The organism is Bacillus cereus group sp. N12 (assembly GCF_016483575.1).
GTDB lineage: Bacteria > Bacillota > Bacilli > Bacillales > Bacillaceae_G > Bacillus_A > Bacillus_A toyonensis.
In genome coordinates, this window is record NZ_JAEHBO010000226.1 from 1 (window position 1) to 267 (window position 267).

Here is a 267-nt window from a genome sequence, read left to right on the forward strand (position 1 = left end):
TGGAATAGATGTAGGACTAAAAGATTTCGCCATTTTGTCAGATGGAACAACCTATAAAAATCCGAAGTTTTTTCGATCATTAGAAGAGAAGTTGGCAAAAGCACAGCGTATTCTTTCTAGAAGAATGAAAGGATCTTCTCGATGGAATAAACAACGAATAAAAGTAGCTAGAATTCATGAATACATGAAGAATGCTAGAAAAGATTACTTGGACAAAATCTCGACTGAAATCATCAAAAACCACGATGTTATCGGTATAGAGGATTT

At 34.1% G+C, this 267-nt stretch carries 1 protein-coding gene; it reads left to right on the top strand.

The window, feature by feature from the left end:
• A partial coding sequence (locus tag JDS92_RS30245) for an RNA-guided endonuclease InsQ/TnpB family protein (RefSeq protein ID WP_199633057.1) occupies positions 1 to 267 on the top strand: 267 nt, incomplete at both ends.